Genomic DNA, 17,265 nt, shown 5'->3' with positions numbered 1-17,265 from the left:
CGAAATGCCCTTCACCCTGCCCGATTTCGATCTCGACGCCTTCGTGCGGTCCACGCTGGCCGAGGATCTGGGGGAGGCGGGGGACATCACCTCCGCCGCCGTCATCCCCGCCGATGCGATGTTTGCGGGCGTGATGGCGAGCCGCGATGCGATCGCCGTGGCGGGGCTGCCGCTGGCCGAGGCCTTCTTCCGCGCGCTGGATCCCGAGGTGGAGATCGAGACGCTGGTGGAGGAGGGCGCCAAGGTCGCGGCGGGCACCGATCTGATGCGGCTGAAGGGCCGGGCGCGGGCGCTGCTGACGGCGGAGCGATCGGCGCTCAACACCGCGCAGCATCTGACCGGCATCGCCACGCTGACGCGGACCTATGTGGATCGCATCGCCGGCACGGGCGCGACGCTGCTCGATACCCGCAAGACCATCCCCGGCCTGCGCGTGCTGGAGAAATATGCGACGCGGATGGGCGGGGCGACCAACCACCGCATGGGCCTGTGGGATGCGGCGATGATCAAGGACAATCATGTCGCGGTGGCGGGCGGCGTGGGCGAGGCGGTTCGGCGCGCCAGGGCGGCGGGCATCGCATCGATCATCGTGGAGGTGGACCGGATCGACCAGATCGAGCCGGCGATCGCCGCCGGGGCCACCCATCTGCTGCTCGACAATATGGACCCGGCGACCCTGCGCGGCGCGGTGACGCTGGTGGGCGGGCGCGTGCCGACCGAGGCATCGGGCGGGGTGCGGCTGGAGACGATCCGCGCCATCGCCGAGACGGGCGTGACCTATATTTCCGTCGGGCGGTTGACCCAGTCGGCGCCGGCCGCCGATATCGGGCTGGATTTCAAGGCCGCCTGACCGGCGGCGGCAGGCGGGGGATGGCGATGCGGCGCTTGGCGGCGGGCGGAATGCTGGGAATGGCGATGCTGGCGGTGCCGCCGGCGGCGCTGGCGCAGGCGCGCGATTGCCGGGTGCCGGCGGTGCTGCCGCGTCCGGCGATCGACGGGCCGGATGCCGGCCAGCCGAGGCGGGACATACCGACCGGCGGCTATACGCTGGCGATGAGCTGGTCCCCCCAATATTGCCGCACGCGGACGAACAGCCCGGCCGATCGATTCCAGTGCGGCGACGGGGGCGACCGCTTCGGCTTCACCCTCCACGGGCTTTGGCCGGACGGGCGGGGCGAGCAATGGCCGCAATATTGCCGGCCGGCGGCGCTGCTGCCCGAAAAGGTGATCCGCGCCAATCTGTGCGCCACGCCCTCCGTGCAGCTGCTTCAGCACGAATATGCCAAGCACGGCACCTGCATGAACATGCCGCCGGAAGCCTATTTCCGCACCTCGACCGGCCTCTACGGCAAGTTGCGCTTCCCCGACATGGCGACGCTTTCGCGGCAGCCGGGGCTCAACGCCCGCAAGCTGGCCGAGGCGCTGGCAGCCGCCAATCGCGGCACCGACGCATCGATGTGGCGGATCGCCACCACGCGCGGCGGCTGGCTGGACGAGGTGCGGCTGTGCCTGGACATGGGCCTGAAGCCCAAGAGGTGCCGCGCGTCCGAGCAGGGGGCCAAGCCGAAGGAAACCGTCAGGATCTGGCGGGGCGGCCGCAGATAGGCTTTCAGCGCTCCCCGTCCGGCCCGCCGCTTACCGACAGCATCCGCCAGCCGTCATCGGTGCGGCGGTAGATTTCCGTCCAGCGGCCGGCGATGCAGGCGGGGCCGCCATCGGCCTCGACATCCGCTTCGTAGAGCGCGCCTTCGACCGCTGACGCCTGCCGGGCGACCGCGAGATCCCACATGCGGACGACATGATCCCACGGCGCCTGCCCTTCGGAATCCGGCGGGGCGCTGTGGGGCCGATCCGCCATGGCCGGTCAGCGCCGGGGCATATCGATCGTGACGGTGCCGGGATGATGCTTTTCCAGGTGGCGCTTGATGATCTTCAGGTTGCGGCTGTTGGAACGATAGAAGAAGTCGAACGCATCGCCGACCATCGGCACCGCGCCCAGCAGCGTATCCACGCCCACATTGGCGGCCATCCGCGCGAGCTGGAACTTCGACATGCCGAGGTTGCGCGCTTCCCACACGATCCACGCGCCCATCATCGCGGTGATGACATCGCCCACCACCGGCACGAGGCCGACGATGAAATCGAGGCCCACCGGCTGGCGGACGCCGGGGATGACGATGATCCGTTCCAGCAGCGCCTCCATCGCCTCGATCCGCGCACGCACGGATGCGGGATCGCGGCCCATGCCGGCAAGCGCGGCGACATCATCGAAACGGGGCGGGGATATGGCCATCAAATTCTCCTGTCCCGCGCATGTAGGGGGGCGGGGCCGGGATTCCATCCCGGCGGCCTTTCAGCGGCGATCCGGGCGGAGATGGTTGAGCGGATGGACCCCGCGCGCATTTTCCTGGAACTGGACGAGCGCGGGCGCCACCAGCGACCAGCGCAGCGGCATGGCCAGCGGGATGAACGGCACCACCCGCGCCAGCCGCGCATCGGCATCCGCCAGCGTCAGGTTGCGTTCGGCCAGCGCCGGCACCTTGCGCGCGGCATCCATCAGCCGGTCCGCCTCCTCGCTGCAGAGCGCCGCGCGATCGCAGGCAAATTCGCGCAGATACCAGGAGCCGCTGTCGGCGGGCGCCACCCTGTCCACCAGCCGGAGATCGGCATCGTCCTTCATGCCGACCATCTCCGCCTCCACCCCGATCGCCCGCCAGTCGGCGCGGATCAGCGAGAAGAGCAGGCGCGAGCCCGGCCCCGGCGGCAAGGCGACGCGGACGCGGGGGGCGGCGCCGCCATTCTGCTGGCGCCAGGCGCCGACCGCGCCGGCGGCGAGGATGCGGCGTCCGGCGAGCGGTATATCCGCCCAGCCCGGCGCGGTGGGGGCGGGGAGATCGGCGATGCCGCCCGGCACCAGGGTCAGCGCGCTGCGCCAGCCCTTGACCGCGAAGGCGTTGACCAGCCGGTCGCGGTCGACCGCCATCGACAGCGCACCGCGCATTTCCGGCGTGGCGAGGAAGCCCCTGGCCTCGACGATCTGCAATCCGAACAGGCCGGCGACGGGATCGAAGCGCAGGATATTGGCGGGAAGGCCGGCGGCGCGGGCGACGGCGAGGTCCTGATAGCGGCCGCCGAGGACGAGCTGGGCGCCGCCGGCCTGGAAACGGGCGACCGCGAGCGCGGCGCGTTCGCCGCGCAGCCGGATGCGCTCGCGATCGGCGGCGGTGTCCTCCTCGTCTTCTTCCCCGGCCTGCTCGGCCCCGGCGGGGCGGAGGAGGATCGTGCCCGCGCCGCGCCCGTCGATCGCAAGCGGGCCGCTGCCGCCGCGTGACCGCGACAGGATCAGCCCCATTTCCGGCTGGGCGAGGAGCTGGAGCAGGGTGGGGCGCGGCGCGGCCAGGCGAATCTCGACGACTTCCGGCGTGACGGCGACGACCTCGTCGATCGCGCCCAGCACGGGCTTCAGCGGGTTGCGGCTGGGCCGGGCGATGGCGACGCGCAGGCGGCGGGCGACGTCCTCGGCCTTGATCCCGGCGGCATCGTCGATGCGGAAGGTGTAATAGAGGCCGTCGTCCGAAACGTCCCAGCGGATCGCGGCGGCGGGCTCGATCTGGCCGGTGCCGTCGAAGCGGATCAGGCCCTGCGCCGTTGCGCCGACCAGCACGGCATCGGCATCGGCAAGCGGCTTCTGGTTGGGATCGACGATCACGGGTTCCGCGCCGATGACGCTGACGTCGATCGGGCCGTCATCGCCCCCCCGGCCGGAACAGGCCGCGAGCGCGAAAAGCAGGATGGCGGGAAGCAGGCGCGCCGTCATCGCTTCAGCCCCAGCGTGCGGGTGGGATGCACATTGGCCGGATTGTCCCGCCAGCCGGCGACGCGCGGCGCCACCAGCGCGCGGCTGACATAGAAATAGATCGGCAGCACCGGCGCGTCCGCCATCAACACGGCCTCGGCCGCCCGCATCGCGCGGGCGCGGCGGGCGGGATCGGGTTCGGCGATGGCGGCGTCATAAGCGGCATCGTAGCGCGGATTGGCATAGCCGGAATAGTTGATCGGCCCGGCATCGGATCGATGGACGGCTAGAAAATTCTCGGGCGCGGCGAGATCGGCGATCCAGCCCGAGCGGGCGAGGGTGAAATCGCCGCGCCGCATCGCCGAGAAATGGAGCGTCGCCTCGCTGTTGAGCAGCCGCGCCTCCACCCCCAACGGGCGCCACATCGCGGCGAGCGCGATGGCGACGCGGCGATGATCGGCATCGCTGTTGAAGCGGATGTCGAAGACCAGCGGGCGGCGCGGGCCATAGCCGGCTTCGGCCAGAAGCGCGGCCGCGGCGGCCAGGCGCCGTTCCTTCGGCCAGTCCGCCCAGGCCGGATGATAAGCAGGCAGGCCATCGATCCCGGCGGGCACGACGCCCCAGGCCGGTGGCGTGCCGATCGCCATCAGCGGGCCGGCGATCCAGCGGCGGTCGACCGCGAGGTTGAGCGCGCGGCGGACGCGGATGTCGTCGAAGGGCGGGTGGCGGAGGTTGAAGGCGAAATAATAACTGCCGTTATAGGGGGCGACATGGGCAGCGTCCGGCAGCTCGCGGCGAATCCAGTCCAGCCGGGTGGAGGGGAAATCGGCGGTGGTATCGGCCGCGCCGGCCCGGAACATGCGGAGCGCGGTGAGCCGATCGGGCACGGGGCGCCATTCGACCGCGCGGATCGGTGGCGGGGCATCATGCCAGGCGGGATTGGCTTCCAGCCGCATCGCATCGTTGAGCGTCCACGCCGTCATCCGATAGGCGCCGGAGGTGACGAGCGGCCGTTCCGCCGTCCAGCCATCGCCCAGCGCCGCGATGCGATGCACGGGCAGCGCCGCCATGGCGGGATGGGCGAGCAGGGCGGGCAGCGCGGCGAACGGGTGGCGCAGGCGGATGACGACCGTGCGCCCTTCGCCCGCGACGTCGGCGATGGCGGCGAAGAGCGGGGCGTTGGGCGATGCCGTGCGCGGATCGACGAGGCGGGCGTGGACGGCCGCGAAGGTGGCGGGCGTGATCGGTTCCCCGTCGGAGTAACGCAGGCCGGGGCGCAGCGGGAAACGCCAGACCAGGCCGTCCGCCGATGTCGTCCAGCCGGTGGCGAGGCCGGGTTCGGGCTGGCCCGCGGCATCGAATCGGGTAAGCCCTTCGAACAGATCGGCGGCGACGCGGACCGAGGACAGTTCGGATGCCTTGTGCGGATCGACGCTTTTCGCCTCGGTATCGGAAAGGCGGACGATGGTGTCGGCCGGGGGCGGCGTGCCCGCCTTGCGCGGGGATCCGCAGGCCAGCGGCAGGGCCAGCAGCGCCACGGCCGCGAACCTCCAGGCCAGCCGGCCGCACCGATCAGACAATCCCGTCACCCCATCCGGACTAGCCCAATCGCGCCCCTTCATGAAGGCCATCCGCCCCCCGAAAATGAAGGTTAACGCGACCATTGCCATCAAGAGTGGGCCAAAGTGCCCCGTAACCGCGAAAATTCAGCACTTGGGGGGATGACATCCACGAAAAACTCGGGCAGCGGAGCGACAGGATTCAGCAGAAAGGAACATCATGAACAGCACCGATCTCGCCGACGGCATCGCCAAGACCCAGGGCCTGACCAAGGCGCAGGCCAAGGCGATCGTCGATCAGGTCCTGCAGGCGATCACCGATGCGGCTGTCGCCGGCGAGGAAGTGTCGCTGCCGGGCTTCGGCAAGTTCAAGGTTCAGGCCCGTCCGGAGCGCGAAGGCCGCAACCCGCGCACCGGCGAGACGATGAAGATCGCGGCTTCGAAGAAGCTGGGCTTCCAGCCGGCGAAGGCGCTGCGCGACGCGCTGAACGCCTGAGCGGCCTTAACGGCTGAAGCAGAAAGGGGCGTCCCGATCGGGGCGCCCCTTTTTTATCGTGGCCTTTTTATCCGGGAGGACGGGCCGGCTTATTCGTGGCCGAGCACGAAATCCCTGAGCGCGCGGGCATCATGCAGCGCATTGTGCGGCACGCGGCTGTTCATCGCGGTCGAAAAGCCGGGACTGCGGCGGAATTCGAAGCCGAGGCTGCCGACATCGACGATCTCCGCCGGGCCGGTGAGCAGCAGGCGGCAGAAGAGCGCGATATCCTCCGGCCAGTCGGCGACGATCAGCGGATCGCGATCGCCGGCCAGGAAGGCCGCGACCTCGTGCGCGGCGGTGGCCGCGTCGACATGGTTGGCAAGCGCCTGCGGCACGCTGTCCAGATAGGGCACGACGTTGCGGGCCACCCAGGGATGCACCTCCTCCGGCAGCGGCAGGACGGCATAATATTCCTGGTCGCCATATTCGGGGACGAGGCCGATGCTGATCAGCGCGCCGCCGAAGCCGTTGAATTCGGTATCGAGGAAATAGCGCATCAGCCCGCCCCGCTGGTGACGGCGGCACGGGCGAGGGTGTGGATTAGCGCGCGGAAGCGGGCAAGCTCCGCCGGATCGGCCGGATCGTAGGTGCGGCCTTCGCCCAGCAACCGGGCGTTGCAGACATAGAAGATCGCGCCGGCGGCGACGCCGTTCAGGATCATCATCGCTGGGACAGGACGGAAATGGCCGGCCTCGACGCCCGCGGCGACGATCGCCTCGATGTCGCGCAGCGCCGTTTCGGAAAATTCGATCGGGTTGCCGGCGCGCGGGCCGACATCGGCGATCAGGCGCTGGATGATCCGGGCGGCGGTGGGCCGCGCGACCATGAAATCCAGCCAGGCATCGAGAAGCGCGAGCAGCCGCGCCATCGGATCGGTGACGCCGGCGGTGTGGGCGACGACATAAGCGTGCATCGAGGCGAAGATATCCGCCTCCACCGCGTCATAAAGCTCCTGCTTGCCGGGGAAATGATAGACGATCGACGGGCGCCTGATGCCGACGGCCAGCGCCACATCCTCCAGCCGGGCGGCGGCATAGCCCTGTTCGGCGAAGACGACCTCGGCCGCATCGAGGATCGATTGCCGGGTGGCATCCCCGCGCGCCTGCCGGACCGGTTCCCTGATCGATTTCATGTTCCCGCCTTTAGGCCCCGTGCCCGGCCCGGCGCAATGGCGGCCGCCCGAAAGAAGGATGGCCGTAACGCGATCGTCATTCAGCGCCTCTGGGGGCTTTCAATTCTACCTACATGTAGGTAGAAAAGCCGGCGCATGAAGGGAAGCGGAATCATCCGCCGGCATCGCGAAATCCAGCTCCAAGGGGGAGGAATAAATGTTCTGTCAAATGCTTATCCGGTCCAGCCTGTGCGCCCTGATGGCATCGGCGGCCTGGGCGCCGGCCATGGCGCAGGAGGCGCCGGCCGACGGCGTGGAGGATATCGTCGTCACCGCGCAGAAGCGGGAGGAATCGCTCCAGGACACGCCGATCTCGATCGCGGCCTTCACCGCGCGGGATCTGGAGAGCAAGCAGATCACCGGCCTGGTCGATCTGCGCGCCAACGTGCCCAACCTCCAGCTCACCCCCCATCCCAACAGCGCGGCGACCACCCAGATCTTCATGCGCGGCGTGGGGCTGAGCGACGACCAGATCACCCAGGATGGCGGCGTGGCCGTCTATATGGACGGCGTCTATGTCGCGCGCAGCCAGGGGCAGGCGCTGGAAGTGGCCGAGCTGGAGCGCGTGGAGGTGCTGCGCGGGCCGCAGGGCACGCTCTACGGCCGCAACGCCACCGGCGGCGCGATCAACTTCATCACCCGCAAGCCCGACCTCGGCAGCTTCGGCTTCAAGGGGCAGGTGACGCTGGGCAATTATGACAATCGCCGCTTCAAGGGATCGGTGAACGTGCCGATCGGCGATCGGCTGGCGGCGCGGCTTTCCTACGCCAACATCCAGCAGGACGGCTTCATCCGCAATCCGGGCACCGGCGTGAAGCGCTGGGGCGACAAGGATCGCTGGGCGATGCGCGCGGACGTGCTGTGGGAAGCGACCGATGCGATCAGCCTGCGCTACAGCTATGATCGTTCGCAGATCGACGACACGCCCGTCTATGTCGCGCTTTCGCCCTTCCACCCGCTGACGGTGCCGCGGCCGAAGGAGGGCAGCCCGGCGGTGCGCGATCTGCTGCCCAATGACGTGACCTCGCAGGGACACAGCCTGATCGCCGCATGGGAGGCATCCGACGCGCTGACGGTGCGTTCGATCACCGGCTATCGCAAGCTCGATAACTTCCAGAACCAGGATTACCTCACCGGCGCGCTGGGGCCGTTCCCCCTTCAGAAGAATCAGAGCCGCGCCAGGCAGGACCAGTGGAGCGAGGAGCTGCAACTGGTGGGCGACGCGCTGGACGGCGGCCTCGAATATGTGGCCGGATTCTATTATTTCTCCGAAAGCGGCAGCAATTTCAGCAACAGCTACAGCCCGCCGACGCTGACGCGCAGCTTCACCCGCGCGACGATCGACAATGAATCCTACGCCCTGTTCGGCCAGGCGACCTTCACGCCCGAATGGCTGGACCGGAAGCTGCACCTGACCGTGGGCGCCCGGCAGAGCTGGGACCAGCGCGCTGCGACGCTGACGCGCCAAACACAGGTGAACGACGGCCCGATCACGCCCATCCCCGGCGTGGGCGACGGCGACCGCAAGTTCAAGGATTTCAGCCCGAGCTTCGTGATCGCCTATGACGCGGCCGAGGGCGTGAACGTCTACGCCAAGGCGGTGAAGGGATATAAGAGCGGCGGCTACAACATCCGCGCCAGCTCGATCACGCGGTTCGACGACGGCTTCGGATCGGAAACGCTCTGGTCCTACGAGGCCGGGCTGAAGGGCCAGTTCCTCGACAACCGGCTGCGCCTCAACATCGCGGGCTTCGTTTCGAAATACAAAGACATCCAGATCAACGTCCAGTCGGACCCGACCAACGTCCGCATCACCGACGTGCTGAATGCCGGCAAGGCGACGGTGAAGGGCATCGAGGCGGACATCACCCTGCAGCCGGTGCGCGCGCTGCGCGTGACGGTGAATTACGGCTATCTCGACGCGAAATATGACGAGATCATCAACGCGGCGGGCGATGACATTTCCGATATCTACCGCTTCACCAACGCGCCCAGGCACACGCTGGCGGCCGATCTGCGCTACGATCTGCCGCCGCTGCCGATCGGCATGCTTTCGGCCAACGTGAACTACACGATGCAGAGCGACAAGTTCACCAACGCCACCATCGACAACGGCAAATATATCGTCGGCGACTATGGCCTGCTGAACGCGCGGCTGACGCTTTCCGACATTCCGGGGGTGAAGGGCGCGCGGATCGGCCTGTGGGGCCGCAACCTCACCGACAAGGAATATTATGTGATGCAGTTCAACATCGGCCGCCCCGGCGCGCTGTTCGGCGAGCCGCGCACCTATGGCGTCGACCTCAGCTTCGAATTCTGAGGAGGATAGCGATGGGATATGCACGCATTCTCGCGGGGCTGGCGGCGCTTTCGATGGCCGGTGTCTCGATCGCGGCGGGGCCGGCGGCGGATTATCGCCCCGGCCCGGCCAAGGTGGCGCGGACCGAGCGCCCGTTCGGCGGCGGCGCGGGCGAGTTCCGCTTCGTCGTGGTGGGCGATCGCACCGGCAAGCACCGGCCCGGCGTGTTCGAGGGCGCGCTGGCCGAGGTGGACAGGCTGCGCCCCGATTTCGTCATCAACATCGGCGACCTGATCGAGGGCAATACCGAGGATCAGGCCCAGATCGACACGGAATGGGCGGAGATGCAGGCGGCGACCAGCCGGCTCGGCATCCCCTTCTTCTACGTGCCGGGCAACCATGATCTGACCAACGAGGTGATGCGCGCCGACTGGCGGCGCCGGCTGGGCGCGGATTATTACAGCTTCACCTACAAGGGCGCCCTGTTCCTGGTGCTGAACACCGAGGACCCGCCCCAGCCGAAGATCGCGCGGCTGAAGCTGTTCCAGCAATATGGCGCGGAGGCGATGGGCAAGGTGTTCCACGCGCTGCAGGGCGATCCCGCGGAGGCCCGCAGGCTTTTCGCCAGCGATCCCACGCTGGCCGAGCTGGCGGAGAAGGTCCAGGGATCGGAGAATGTGGCGTTCAGCGCCGATCAGGTGAAGATGGTGCGCGAGGCGCTGGCGCGGAACCCGAAGCCGCGCTGGACCTTCGTGCTGATGCACCGCCCCGCGTGGAAGGTGGATTCGCCCGCCTTCCGGGAGATCGAGGCGATGCTGAAGGACTGGCCCTATACGGTGCTGGCCGGCCATTATCACAAATATGCCTATGACCGGCGCGACGGCCGCGACTACATCCAGCTCGGCACCACCGGCGGCATGCCGGGCGCCGCCGGGGACGATCCCGCCGTGGTGGATCATGTGATGTGGATTTCCGTGGCGGAGGGGGAGCCCCGGATCGTCAACATCCGGCTGGACGGCTTCTTCGACAAGCAGGGGCCGGCCAGGGCGGCCGCTCCCGCCGAGGCGGCGCCCGCAAATCCCTGACTATCGCGATAGGGCCGGCGGGTGGATCAGGGCCATGAAATCCGCCCCTTCCCCCGCGACAGGCCCCGCCGGCTCCGCCATCATCGCCGGAGAAAAGGGGACCGGCCGACCCATGAAAGGACATGCAATTGGAAGGAATGACTGAATGACGCTTGCACCCGCGCTGGGATCCCCCGCCAGCCCCGTGATCGTGACCGGCGGCGCATCCGGCATCGGGCTCGCCTGCGCCCAGGCGCTGGCCGCCGTGGGCCGCCCCGTGGCCCTGTGGGACATCAACGGCGCTAAGGCGGTCGATGCCGCCGCCGCCATCACCGCAGCCCATGGCGTCGCCGCCATCGGGGTCGCCGCCGACCTGCGCGATCTGGGCGCCATCGGCCCGGCGCTGGACGCCAGCCGCGCCGCCATCGGCGCGCCGGGGGGGCTGGTGCACGCCGCCGGCGTGGTCGACACCGCGTCGATCGACGGGCTGACGCAGCAGAGCTGGGACGAGGGCATCGCCATCCATCTGCGGTCGCTGGCCTTCATCACCCAGGCCATCCATGCCGATCTGAAGGCGCAACCGGGATCGGCCATCGTGGCGATCGCATCGATCAACGCCACGCTCGGCAATGCCATGAACCCGATCTACAGCGCGGCCAAGGGCGGCATCCTCTCGCTCGTCCGGTCGATGGCCGATCGGCTGGCGCGGGACGGCATCCGCGTCAATTCGGTTTCGCCGGGGCAGATCCGCACGCCGATGATGCAGCCGGCGCTCGATGCGCTGCCCGAACGCTGGTTCGAAAACCGCATCCTGCTCGACCGGGTCGGCCAGCCGGAGGAGATCGGCCGCGTCGTGCGCTTCCTGCTTTCGGACGAGGCAAGCTATGTCACGGCGGCCGAAATCGTCGTGGACGGCGGCAATATCTCATCCCAGCGGGTGTGAAATAAGCAAGAGGAGAGGGGAATGACGGATCAGCAGGCGAGGCGCGCGGGGACATTCCGCGCGGCGATCGCGCTGGCGCTGGCGGCGGCGCTGCCGGCGCTCGCGGGTTGCGCGGGCACGGCGGCGGAGCGGCCGGCGGCCGCCGCCGACCAGCGGCAGAGCGGCGTCATTCCCTTCACCGCCGCCGCCGTGGCGCAGGAGGATGGGGGCTATCACCTGCGCTGGACCGCGCCGGGGGCCGGCAAGGTGACCGTCTATGCCGGGCACGATCCGGCGGCGATCCCGCGCGACAGGGCCGTGGGGCAGGGCGGGGCGGACGGCGACCTGCGCGTTTCCGGGCTCGAGCCGGGGCGGCGCTGGTTCTTCGCCCTGGTGCCCGATCAGGGCGCGCCGCTGGTGGTGGCCGATCGCGGGCTGCACCTGCCGACGGCCCATAATCTGCGCGACATAGGCGGCTATCGCACCGCCGACGGCCGCTGGGTGAAGATGGGGCTGATCTACCGATCGGACCAGCTCGACAGGTTGAGCGATGCCGATCTGGCGGCGATGGGGGAGGGCGGCCTCGGCATCCGCCTGGTGGCCGACCTGCGCACCGCGAGCGAGCGCCAGCGCGAGCCCGATCGCCTGCCGGCGGGCGCCGAGCCGATCGTGCTGGACGTGGCGGCGGACAGCAAGGGCACGCTGGGCGGCGACATGCGCAAGGCGGGCGAGGCGATCGCCGCCGGCAAGGGCGCCGAGATGCTGGTGGCGGCCAATCGGGATTTCGTGTCGCTGGATAGCGCGCGGACATCCTATCGCGCGCTGCTGGAGAAACTGGAGGCGCCGGAGGCCGGCCCCACGCTCTACCACTGCACCGCCGGCAAGGACCGCACCGGCTGGGCGACGGCGGTGATCCTGACCCTGCTCGGCGTGCCGCGCGAGACGGTGATGGCCGATTATCTCGCCAGCAACGACTATCTGCGCGCCAAGAATGAGGCGACCTATGCCATGCTGGCCAAGGCGGCCGGGGCGGGGCCGCTGCCCGGCGGGCTCGATCGGGCGAAGCTGGAGCCGGTGCTGGGCGTGCGGCCCGAATATCTCCAGGCGGCGTTCGACGAGGTGGAGCGGGCTTATGGTTCGTTCGACGCTTATGTGAAGAATGGCCTGGGCCTGAGCGACGCTGATGTGGCGGCGCTGAAGGCGCGTTACCTTACCGGCCTGCCTTCCTGACCTGATCCCGCCGGACTTTCCCGAAACGGCCATCCGATCAACAGTCGGATGGCCGTTTTCGTGATCCCGGATCATCTTGTATGCCGTATAATATATGGCATAGAGAAAAGATGATCCGGGCGATGATTCCATGACGGCGCAGCCTTTGAAGGGCGATGCGCGCAGGGGGCGGCGGCCCCGGCATTCGCGCGAGGCGATCCTCGCCGCGGCGGTCGAGCTGATGGAGCGGCAACCCGACGCGCCCTTCTCGCTCAACGCGCTGGCCCGCGAGCTGGGCGTGACGCCGATGGCGATCTACACCTATTTCGGCAGCAGCAACGATCTGCTGCAGGCGCTGACCGAGCATGTGCTGAAGGGGCTGGTGATCCCGGTGGCGGAGGATGCGACGCCCGCCGAGGCGATCGCCGCCTGGTGCCACGCGGTGCGCGCCTTCTTCCTCAACCATCCCCCCCTCATCACCATGCTGACCTGGGAGGGCGGCCAGGCATCGATCGCGTGGCTGGATCGCACGCTGGTGCTGGTCGAGGCGCTCCGGCGGCTGGGGCTGGAGGGCGATGCGCTTTCCCGCGCCGTGCTGTGGGTGTGGGGCGTCATCATGAGCGGGATCAACCTGGAACTGCACAATCGCGCGGCGCGATACCGGATCGCGCCGGAGGCGGTGGAGGAGATCGACCCCCGCGTGCGCGAACCCATCCGCACGATGATCGGGATGGTCGAGCGGCCGGGGCATTTCGACGATTTCTACGATTATCAGGTGGCGCGGCTGATCGATGCGATCACCGCCATGACGGCGGCGCCATCAGGGGACCAACCGGCATAAGCGAGAAGAAGGCGGGTTAGAGGGATGGAAGGCGATCTGGCGACGACGGTGGCGAAGGCCATCACCATATATGGCACGGGGGCGGGCATATTCCTGCTGTTCTTCGTGATATCGGAGATTTTCCTGCGCTGGCGCGAGGGCAAGCGGCCGCTGGGCGGCGAGGGGCTGGCCAATATCGTGCTGTTCCCCTTCGGCCCGCTCCTGGAGGCGGTGATCCTGAACGGGCTGCTGATCGCGGGAATGTTCATGCTCTACAACATCACGCCGCTGCGCGTGCCGGTGGAGCTGTGGACGCTGCCCATCTACTTCCTCGTCGGCGAATTCGGCTATTACTGGTTCCACCGCATCGGCCATGAGGTGCGCATCCTGTGGGCGGACCATTCGATCCACCATTCGGCCGAGATCTACGACTTCACCGTCAACCTGCGGCACACGCCCTTTTCGACCGTGTATCGCTTCATCGCCTGGGGGCCGCTGGCGCTGCTGGGCTTCAACCCGCTGGTGCTGGTGCTGATCGCGATGAGCGCGCCGGCCTTCCAGTCGCTCTGCCATACCGAGCGGGTCGGCCGGTTCGCGCCCTGGTTCGAATGGCTGTTCTGCACGCCCAGCAACCATGCCGTGCACCATGCCAGCAACCCGCTCTACATCGATCGCAACTATGGCGGGCTTCTGAACATCTGGGATCATGTGTTCGGCACCTATCAGCGGCTGGAAGATCATACGCCGCCCGTCTACGGCCTGACGCGGCCGGTGAATTCGAACAATCCCGGCACGATCCTGCTGCATGAATTCCGCTACCTCGCCCGCGATTTCCGCGCCGCGCCGGATTGGCGGACCAGGCTGAACGTGCTGTTCGGCAAGCCGGGCAAGACCTTCGAGGCGGACGGGCCGGGCAAGGGCATGCGGCCGGCGGCCGGGCTGGAGGCGGCGGAATGACGCCGCCGGACGCCTGGACGATCGCGGCCGTCATCGCCTTTCTCGCGCTGCTGGCGAGCCTGCGCCTTTCGGTGCCGGCGCTGGAGGGCAGCCGGCTGGCCGGCTTCATCGCCCATCCCGCGCTGCTGCTGCCGCTGGTGCTGGCCGTGCCGATGACGGTGGGCCTGATGATGACCGGCGCGGTGCCGGTGGCGCCGCTCAGCGCGCGTGACATGGTGAGGGCCGATTACGGCTATTGGGCGGGCATTGCCGCGCTGATCACCGTCGCCACGGCCGAGCTGTGGCTGCTGTGGACGCCCAGTATGGTCGCCCGCCGCTTCGCCAGGCCGGAATCGCGGGAGGCGCTCAAGGGGCTGCCGATCCTGAACCTCGCCTTCGGCGCCGGCTTCCTGGCGCTGGTGTGGAACGCCTGGAGCTGAACGGGCAAGGGGCGGCGTCCGGAGCGCTTCCCCTCCACCCGAAAAGGGTTGGACATTCCCTCATATTTTCCTAAGGAACTGCGCGAAGGCATCCGAAACGATGCCTTCATGATCGCGCCGGTGCCCCGAGAGGGGCTTAATAGGGAATGCGGTGCGGGCGGCCTCGGCTGCCCAAATCCGCGGCTGTCCCTGCAACTGTAAGCGGCGAGCGCGATGCATATCGCCTGCCCCCGATGACCGGGGCGGGCAGCCACTGGGCCGGACGCTAAATCATGCGAGGCCTGGGAAGGCCGTGCATCAAGCGATGACCCGCGAGCCAGGAGACCTGCCGGCGTCTGGTCGCTCTTGCTGTGGCCCAGGGGCTGGCCGTGGCACGGAACTCCGTCTGAGCGACGCACGTGCGGCGGGGGCCGCACCGGTTCGCGTGCCCGGCGCCAATGGCGTCCGCCGGCCATGCGCGCCGGCCGTTCGCGCGGACGCTCCCGTCAGGTTCGCTGACGCCGGACGGGGGCCTTGCCCGGATGTATTCCCAATTCGTTTCCAGGGCGGCGCTTGCCGCCGTCATCGCCTGTTCCAGCCAGATCGCCCACGCCGGGGATATGGAGGACATCATCGTCACCGGCGCGGGGCTGGAGCAGACCCTGCCGCAGGAGATTGCGCGCTACGGCAGCGCGATCGAGGTCGTCACCGAACGGCAGGTGCGCGACAGCGGGGCCATGGACGTGGCGACCGCGCTGCAATCCGTGCCCGGCCTCTATATCCGCCCGGCGAGCGGGCCGTTCAGCTATGTCGACCTGGCCTTGCAGGGATCGCGCACCAAGGACGTGCTGTGGACCGTCGACGGCATCCGCATCAACAATCGGCTTTATGGCGGCACATCGCCCAACGACGCGCTGCCCGCCAGCATGATCGAGCGGGTGGAGGTGCTGAAGGGCGGCGAGAGCCTGTTCTACGGCACGCAGGCGGCGGCGGGCGTGATCAACGTCGTCACCCGGTCGTTCACCGACGATTTCAACGGCCAGGCCAATGGCAGCGTCGACAGCCGGGCGGGCACCAGCCTGGACGGCTATGTGCGGGGCAACATCGGCCGGCACCGGTTCGTGGCCTATGCATCGCACAACCGGGCAGCGGGATATCGTCCGTTCACCGAGATGGAACCCAGCGCCACCGACCGCAGGCGCGGCTATGACGTCTGGTCCGCAGGCGGCAAATATCAATATGATTTCGGCGGCGATATCGCCCTGAACCTGCAATATCAGCACACCGAAGCGAACCTGGACAACGCCAACGCCACGCTGGTGCGGGAGAGCCGCAACGATCGCAACGAGGAGATCGCCAGCGTCCGGCTGGACTATACCGGCAGCGACGCGATCCAGTTCTTCCTGAAGGGCTATTATCACGACTGGAAGACCGCCTATGTGCAGATCCGCAACGATCTGGCGACGGGCGAGCCGATCACCATCTTCCCGCCCGGCACCTTCTGGGGATATCGCGATTACGGCGCCAGCGCACTGGTGAAGCTGCGGCCGCATCGCGGCCTCGAATATCTGGTCGGCTATGATTACCAGAAGTTCAACGGCCGCGACGATGTGCTGCTGATCGGCAAGACGCGCGAGAATGTGCATGCCGGCATCTTCCAGGTGCGCACGACGGACGATCTTTCGCGCCGCGCGCGGCTGGCGGCGGGCCTGCGCTACAACGAGACCGGCGGGGCGAAGAAGACGGTGTGGAACGTCACCGGCCGGTTCGACATCAGCGACAATCTCTATGTCGAAGGCGTGGGCGGCACATCCTTCCTGCTGCCCGATGCGTCGCAACTCTACCAGATCGATCCCTGCTGCGAGAAGGGCAACCCCAACCTCGCGCCCGAGGAGAGCCTGAACGTCAACGCCACGCTGGGCGGCAAGCTGCCGTTCGCGGGCGGCGCGGTCAGCTGGCAGGCGGGCCTGTTCGCGCGGCGGATCGATAATCTGATCGACGTGAGCTACGACGACCCGGCCTATCCCGACGGCATCTTCATGAATTCCGACGGGCGGGTGAAGGTGCGCGGCGTGGATGCGCAGGCGGCCGCGGCGCTGGGCGACGGCTGGCAGCTGAGCGCCAGCTACAGCTATACCCGGTCGCGCAATGCCGGATCGGACCGGCAGCGCGATCGGACGCCCAAGCAGTTCGCCAGCGGTGCCATCGCCTATGCGCCGGCCGGGCTGCCGTTCGGCGCCAACGTCACCGTGAACTGGGTGGGGGATGCCTGGTCGACGCTGCCGGGCTTCGGCCGCCGCAACTACGGCAATTACGCGCTGGTCGACATCGGCCTGCATTTCTACCCGGACGACGACGCCCGCCGGCACCGCGTGGGCATCAACATCGAGAATCTGTTCGACAGGGAATATGCGACGAGCGGCTACCGCACGGCACCGCGCGACGATGGCAGCGGCCGCTTCCTCTACGGCGTGCGCGGCGTGCCCCGCACGCTGCGGGCAAGCTATGGCCTGAGCTTCTGAGCAGGGAGGG

Annotated in this window: 17 protein-coding genes and 1 riboswitch; of the genes, 11 read left to right on the top strand and 6 right to left on the bottom strand. The window is 68.5% G+C overall.

Annotated features, from left to right (window positions below):
- The first annotated feature begins 4 nt into the window (after positions 1–4).
- Both nadC and CV103_RS11765 read left to right on the top strand, forming a co-directional pair.
- Positions 5–850, top strand: a complete 846-nt coding sequence (nadC, locus tag CV103_RS11770) for a carboxylating nicotinate-nucleotide diphosphorylase (RefSeq protein ID WP_015459789.1) — start codon at positions 5–7, stop codon at positions 848–850.
- A gap of 26 nt (positions 851–876) precedes the next feature.
- Complete coding sequence (locus tag CV103_RS11765; RefSeq protein WP_245896791.1) at positions 877–1,605, top strand: ribonuclease T2 family protein; 729 nt, start codon at positions 877–879, stop codon at positions 1,603–1,605.
- A gap of 4 nt (positions 1,606–1,609) precedes the next feature.
- Here CV103_RS11765 and CV103_RS11760 read toward each other — a convergent pair whose 3' ends face one another.
- From CV103_RS11760 to CV103_RS11745, 4 genes are read right to left on the bottom strand one after another with little or no spacing between them, the layout of a single operon-like run.
- Positions 1,610–1,858 carry a hypothetical protein gene (locus CV103_RS11760; protein WP_107395028.1) on the bottom strand — a complete coding sequence of 83 codons (249 nt, stop codon included), beginning with the start codon at positions 1,856–1,858 and terminating at the stop codon, positions 1,610–1,612.
- 6 nt (positions 1,859–1,864) lie between these two features.
- A complete protein-coding gene (locus CV103_RS11755) occupies positions 1,865–2,293 on the bottom strand; it encodes a DUF4112 domain-containing protein (protein WP_107395027.1) in 429 nt (142 codons plus the stop codon).
- 60 nt (positions 2,294–2,353) lie between these two features.
- On the bottom strand, positions 2,354–3,817 hold the full coding sequence (locus CV103_RS11750) for an ABC transporter substrate-binding protein (protein ID WP_107395026.1): 1,464 nt from the start codon (positions 3,815–3,817) through the stop codon (positions 2,354–2,356).
- Positions 3,814–5,385: a peptide ABC transporter substrate-binding protein gene (locus tag CV103_RS11745; RefSeq protein ID WP_245896790.1), complete on the bottom strand. Its 1,572-nt coding sequence runs from the start codon at positions 5,383–5,385 to the stop codon at positions 3,814–3,816. The genes CV103_RS11750 and CV103_RS11745 overlap by 4 nt, the downstream gene beginning before the upstream one ends.
- Before the next feature lie 190 nt (positions 5,386–5,575).
- On the opposite strand from CV103_RS11745, the gene CV103_RS11740 reads away from it, so the two are divergent.
- Positions 5,576–5,851, top strand: a complete 276-nt coding sequence (locus CV103_RS11740) for an HU family DNA-binding protein (RefSeq protein ID WP_015459794.1) — start codon at positions 5,576–5,578, stop codon at positions 5,849–5,851.
- Positions 5,852–5,940: 89 nt separating this feature from the next.
- Here the strand turns inward: CV103_RS11740 and CV103_RS11735 are convergent, their stop codons facing one another.
- Together CV103_RS11735 and CV103_RS11730 are read right to left on the bottom strand one after the other, a co-directional pair.
- Positions 5,941–6,390 carry a 3'-5' exoribonuclease gene (locus CV103_RS11735; RefSeq protein ID WP_015459795.1) on the bottom strand — a complete coding sequence of 150 codons (450 nt, stop codon included), beginning with the start codon at positions 6,388–6,390 and terminating at the stop codon, positions 5,941–5,943.
- Positions 6,390–7,025 (bottom strand): TetR/AcrR family transcriptional regulator, encoded by a 636-nt coding sequence (locus tag CV103_RS11730; RefSeq protein WP_070933093.1) that lies wholly within the window; start codon positions 7,023–7,025, stop codon positions 6,390–6,392. Before CV103_RS11730 ends, CV103_RS11735 begins: the two co-directional genes overlap by 1 nt.
- A 196-nt stretch (positions 7,026–7,221) precedes the next feature.
- Between CV103_RS11730 and CV103_RS11725 the strand changes: the two genes are divergently transcribed.
- From CV103_RS11725 to CV103_RS11690, 8 genes are all read left to right on the top strand, one after another.
- On the top strand, positions 7,222–9,384 hold the full coding sequence (locus CV103_RS11725; RefSeq protein WP_245896788.1) for a TonB-dependent receptor: 2,163 nt from the start codon (positions 7,222–7,224) through the stop codon (positions 9,382–9,384).
- 11 nt (positions 9,385–9,395) lie between these two features.
- On the top strand, positions 9,396–10,448 hold the full coding sequence (locus tag CV103_RS11720; protein WP_146163418.1) for a metallophosphoesterase family protein: 1,053 nt from the start codon (positions 9,396–9,398) through the stop codon (positions 10,446–10,448).
- Between the two features lie 145 nt (positions 10,449–10,593).
- Entirely contained in the window at positions 10,594–11,370 is a 777-nt protein-coding gene (locus tag CV103_RS11715) for an SDR family NAD(P)-dependent oxidoreductase (RefSeq protein ID WP_070933098.1), read from the top strand.
- Positions 11,371–11,391: 21 nt separating this feature from the next.
- Entirely contained in the window at positions 11,392–12,579 is a 1,188-nt protein-coding gene (locus CV103_RS11710; protein ID WP_107395022.1) for a tyrosine-protein phosphatase, read from the top strand.
- A gap of 130 nt (positions 12,580–12,709) precedes the next feature.
- Complete coding sequence (locus CV103_RS11705) at positions 12,710–13,399, top strand: TetR/AcrR family transcriptional regulator (RefSeq protein ID WP_015459801.1); 690 nt, start codon at positions 12,710–12,712, stop codon at positions 13,397–13,399.
- Positions 13,400–13,423: 24 nt separating this feature from the next.
- The gene (locus CV103_RS11700; protein ID WP_015459802.1) at positions 13,424–14,335 is read left to right on the top strand and encodes a sterol desaturase family protein; all 912 of its coding nucleotides are present in this window, start codon (positions 13,424–13,426) and stop codon (positions 14,333–14,335) included.
- Entirely contained in the window at positions 14,332–14,754 is a 423-nt protein-coding gene (locus tag CV103_RS11695) for a hypothetical protein (protein WP_107395021.1), read from the top strand. The genes CV103_RS11700 and CV103_RS11695 overlap by 4 nt, the downstream gene beginning before the upstream one ends.
- 101 nt (positions 14,755–14,855) lie before the next feature.
- Positions 14,856–15,101: riboswitch (cobalamin riboswitch) on the top strand.
- A 174-nt stretch (positions 15,102–15,275) separates the two neighbouring features.
- Positions 15,276–17,255 carry a TonB-dependent receptor plug domain-containing protein gene (locus tag CV103_RS11690; RefSeq protein WP_107395020.1) on the top strand — a complete coding sequence of 660 codons (1,980 nt, stop codon included), beginning with the start codon at positions 15,276–15,278 and terminating at the stop codon, positions 17,253–17,255.
- Positions 17,256–17,265: the final 10 nt, after the last annotated feature.

The organism is Edaphosphingomonas fennica, assembly GCF_003034225.1.
Taxonomy (GTDB): domain Bacteria; phylum Pseudomonadota; class Alphaproteobacteria; order Sphingomonadales; family Sphingomonadaceae; genus Sphingomonas_E; species Sphingomonas_E fennica.
Note: the sequence above shows the minus strand (reverse complement) of the source record. Positions and strands in the feature narration are given on the sequence as shown.